Origin of the sequence: Pseudooceanicola lipolyticus (assembly GCF_002786325.1) — a bacterium.
Taxonomy (GTDB): Bacteria; Pseudomonadota; Alphaproteobacteria; order Rhodobacterales; family Rhodobacteraceae; genus Pseudooceanicola_C; species Pseudooceanicola_C lipolyticus.
In genome coordinates this window covers 1-3,621 of record NZ_PGTB01000254.1, presented here as the reverse complement: position 1 = coordinate 3,621, position 3,621 = coordinate 1, and the positions used below count along the sequence as shown (strand labels likewise).

At 66.7% G+C, this 3,621-nt stretch carries 4 protein-coding genes; 3 read left to right on the top strand and 1 reads right to left on the bottom strand.

Annotation, left to right across the window (positions count from 1 at the left end; translation table 11 throughout):
• The coding region (locus tag CVM52_RS24430; RefSeq protein ID WP_100164902.1) for a MarR family winged helix-turn-helix transcriptional regulator at nucleotides 1-333 on the bottom strand (333 nt) is incomplete at its 3' end.
• 190 nt (nucleotides 334-523) lie between these two features.
• Here CVM52_RS24430 and CVM52_RS24425 point away from each other — a divergent pair.
• Genes CVM52_RS24425 through CVM52_RS24415 form a run of 3 tightly spaced genes read left to right on the top strand, consistent with a single transcriptional unit; the run spans nucleotide 524 to nucleotide 3,558 of the window.
• Nucleotides 524-1,705 carry a 3-hydroxybenzoate 6-monooxygenase gene (locus CVM52_RS24425; protein ID WP_100164901.1) on the top strand — a complete coding sequence of 394 codons (1,182 nt, stop codon included), beginning with the start codon at nucleotides 524-526 and terminating at the stop codon, nucleotides 1,703-1,705.
• Nucleotides 1,706-1,708: 3 nt separating this feature from the next.
• The gene (locus CVM52_RS24420) at nucleotides 1,709-2,455 is read left to right on the top strand and encodes a fumarylacetoacetate hydrolase family protein (RefSeq protein WP_100164900.1); all 747 of its coding nucleotides are present in this window, start codon (nucleotides 1,709-1,711) and stop codon (nucleotides 2,453-2,455) included.
• Complete coding sequence (locus CVM52_RS24415) at nucleotides 2,455-3,558, top strand: cupin domain-containing protein (protein ID WP_100164899.1); 1,104 nt, start codon at nucleotides 2,455-2,457, stop codon at nucleotides 3,556-3,558. The genes CVM52_RS24420 and CVM52_RS24415 overlap by 1 nt, the downstream gene beginning before the upstream one ends.
• Nucleotides 3,559-3,621: the final 63 nt, after the last annotated feature.

Here is a 3,621-nt window from a genome sequence, read left to right as displayed (position 1 = left end):
CGCCGGCGTCACCTCGGCCAGCAGGTTGGCGCCCCGCGGTGTCAGCGTCACCGCGCGCGCCCGCCGGTCGCGGGCATTGGTGCGCCGCGCCACCAGCCCCTTGGTCACCAGCCGGTCGACCACGCCGCCAATGGTTGCCTTGTCATAGGCGATCATGCCGGCCAGGCCGGCCTGATCGATTCCCGGATGGCTTTGGATCGCGTTCATCGCGGCGAATTGCACCTGGGTCAGATCCAGCCCGCGTTGCTTCATCCGCTCCTGGAACACCGAGGTCGAGATCTGGTTCAGCCGCCGGATCAGATGGCCCGCCATATCGTGAATTTCCAGCGTCATGACATCTCCTTACGGCGTTTCGTGCCGCCTCTGGATACCCGGTCTGCAGCGCGATTCAAATAGTAAGCATACCTACTGAATTGACTCGCGGAAAAATAAGTGTTCTTACTATATCCGGGGAGCGGGTGAGTCTTACATCCGGACATGCACCGCCGACGGCGTCCAGCGCCCGGCCAAGGGGGGAGCGAAGATGACGGATCAGCCGATCCTGATCGCCGGGGGCGGTATCGGCGGGCTGGCGGCGGCCTGCGGCCTGGCCCGCAAGGGCCTGCGCAGCATCGTGGTGGAACAGGCGGCGCAACTCGGCGAGATCGGCGCCGGCATCCAGATCGGACCCAATGCGTTTCACTGTTTCGACTATCTCGGGGTTGGCGACGAGGCCCGCGCCAAGGCGGTGTATATCGACGCGCTGCGGCTGATGGATGCACAAAACGGCGAGGATATCTGCGCCATCCCGCTGGACGAACCGTTCCGCGCCCGGTTCAAGAACCCCTATGCGGTGGTACATCGCGCCGACCTGCATGGCGTGTTGCTGAATTTCTGCCAGGCCTCGGACCTGATCGACCTGCGCACCGACCACAAGGTCACCGGCTATGACCAGGATGGCAGCGGTGTGACGCTGCGGCTGGAGGGCCGCGCGGCGATCACCGGGCGCGCCCTGATCGGCGCCGAGGGCCTGCGCTCGCCGATCCGCCAGCAGATGATCGGCGACGGGCCGCCGCGGGTGTCGGGCCATACCACCTATCGCTCGGTGATCCCGACCGAGCAGATGCCCGAAGACCTGCGCTGGAACGCGGCGACGCTGTGGGCCGGGCCGAAATGCCATATCGTGCATTACCCGCTGAAAGGCTGGAAGCTGTTCAACCTGGTGGTGACCTATCACCGCGACGTGAAAGAGGCGATTGCCGGGCGGCCGGTGCCCCGCGACGAGGTGGCGCAGGGCTTTGAACATATCCATCCGCGCGCGCGCCAGATCATCGAACACGGCGACAACTGGAAACTCTGGGTGCTCTGCGACCGCGAGCCGATTTCGAACTGGCTGGACGGGCGGGTGGCGCTGCTGGGTGATGCCGCCCATCCGATGCTGCAATATTTCGCCCAGGGCGCCTGCATGGCGATGGAAGACGCGGTCTGCCTGGCCCATGCCTTCGACAGCCATGACGACGTGGAGGCGGCACTGCGCGCCTATCAGCAGCAGCGCCTGGTGCGTACCGCGCGGGTGCAGATGAACAGCCGGCTGATCGGCGAATATATTTACCACCCCGGCGACGCCAAGGCCGCGGTGCGCAACCACGTGATGAAGGGCATGAGCCCGGAGGATTGGTTGAACCAGCTGGCCTGGCTGTATGGCAGCAACGGTCTGGAGAACTGAACGATGAGTTATGTCTTCCCACCGCCGCCGCAGGCCGCGGTCGCCATCGCCGGCAGCGACGCACAGTTTCCGGTGCGGCGCATTTTCTGCGTCGGGCGCAACTATGCCGCCCATGCCCGCGAGATGGGCAAGGATCCGGACCGCGACCCGCCGTTTTTCTTTACCAAGCCCGCCGACGCGGTGGTGGCGGATGGCGAAACCGTCGCCTATCCGCCGGACACCGAGAATTTCCACTACGAGGCGGAACTGGTGGTGGCGATCGGCACCGGCGGCCGCGCCATTGCCGAAGGCGACGCGCTGACCCATGTTTGGGGCTATGCCATCGGCAATGACCTGACGCGGCGCGATTTGCAGCTGAAGGCGCGCGACCAGGGCCGCCCCTGGGACTGGGGCAAGGCCTTTGACCGGTCGGCGGTGATCGGGCCGCTTCACCCGGTGGCGCAGACCGGCCATATCGGCACCGGCCGGATCAGCCTGAGCGTCAACGGCGTTCTCAGGCAGGACAGCGACCTGGCCAAGCTGATCTGGACGGTGCCCGAGATCATCGCGATCCTGTCGCAATCCATCGCGCTGGCGCCGGGCGATCTGATCATGACCGGCACGCCCGAGGGCGTCGGCGCATTGGTGCCCGGCGATGTCTGCGTCGTCGCGATCGCGGGTCTGGGCGAACTGCACACGACGATTGGCGAGCCCGCCGCCGAACCGGCCCGACACGGCCTGCCCCGCCAACCGGCAGAAGGAGTCCTGTGATGACCCGCGACCTGGACCACGACACCGTCGATCACGCGATGCAGCCCGAGGACAGCCCCGAGCTGCGCGCGCTCTACCAGGGGTTCAAGGACAACCACCTGAACCCGCTCTGGACCCAGACCGGCGACCTGATGCCGGTGCACCCGAAACCGAAGGCGGTGCCGCATGTCTGGAAATGGTCGACCCTGCTGCCGCTGGCCGAGAAATCCGGGGAATTGATTCCGGTGGGCCGCGGCGGCGAGCGCCGCGCCATCGGGCTGGCCAATCCGGGCCTGGGCGGGCAGGCCTATGTCTCGCCGACGCTCTGGGCGGCGATCCAGTATCTCGGCCCGCGCGAGACCGCGCCGGAACACCGCCATTCGCAGAACGCCTTCCGCTTTGTCGTCGAGGGCGCAGGCGTGTGGACGGTGGTGAATGGCGATCCGGTGCGGATGAGCCGGGGCGATCTGCTGCTGACGCCGGGCTGGAACTTTCACGGCCATCACAACGACACCGACCAGCCGATGGCCTGGATCGACGGGCTGGACATCCCGTTCAGCCAGCAGATGGATGTGGGCTTTTTCGAATTCGGCTCGGACCGGGTGACCGATTACGCGACGCCGAACTATTCGCGTGGCGAACGGCTGTGGTGCCATCCCGGCCTGCGGCCGCTGTCGCAGCTGCAGGATACCGTCAGTTCGCCGATCGGCGCCTATCGCTGGGAATTCACCGATCGCGCCCTGACCGAACAGTTGCTGCTGGAGGAAGAGGGCCAGCCCGCCACGGTGGAACAGGGCCATGCCGCCATCCGCTATGTCAATCCGACCACCGGCGGCGACGTGATGCCGACCATCCGCTGCCAGTTTCACCGCCTGCGCGCCGGAACGGAAAGCCAGGTCCGGCGCGAGGTCGGATCCTCGGTGTTCCAGGTGTTCGAGGGCGAGGGCGCGGTGGTGCTGGACGGCAAGACCACCCGGCTGGAGAAAGGCGACATGTTCGTGGTGCCCTCGTGGGTGCCCTGGACGTTGCAGGCCGAAGGCCAGTTCGACCTGTTCCGCTTTTCCGACGCGCCGATCATGGAGCGGCTGCATTTCATGCGCAGCCAGACGGGCCCCGGCGCGTGATCGACCCGCAGGCGGCGGCGCGCGCCGCGCTGAGGGCGCGGCAGGGGGTGGGCGCACGATATG